Annotated in this window: 1 protein-coding gene; it reads right to left on the minus strand. The window is 53.2% G+C overall.

The window, feature by feature from the left end:
- The coding region (locus NE619_RS18550; RefSeq protein ID WP_256133929.1) for a response regulator at window positions 1–231 on the minus strand (231 nt) is incomplete at both ends.

Below are 231 nucleotides of genomic sequence, written 5' to 3' on the forward strand. Positions count from 1 at the left end.
GTCTACCCTCACCCCATCAATGGCAAATATCTTTTCTTCCCTGTGGAACCTTCTGAGCACTACCTGGACCCTGGCAACCAGCTCTTCCATGGCAAAGGGTTTTACAATATAATCCTCCGCGCCGCTGTTCAGCCCTCTTACTCGGTCTGTGACCTCATCTCGGGCTGTCACGTAGATGACCGGAACATCCCCTATCTGCTCCATCACCTGAAAGCCGTCCATATCCGGGAG

Origin of the sequence: Anaerovorax odorimutans, from assembly GCF_024459955.1 — a bacterium.
Taxonomy (GTDB): domain Bacteria; phylum Bacillota; class Clostridia; order Peptostreptococcales; family Anaerovoracaceae; genus Hominibacterium; species Hominibacterium odorimutans_A.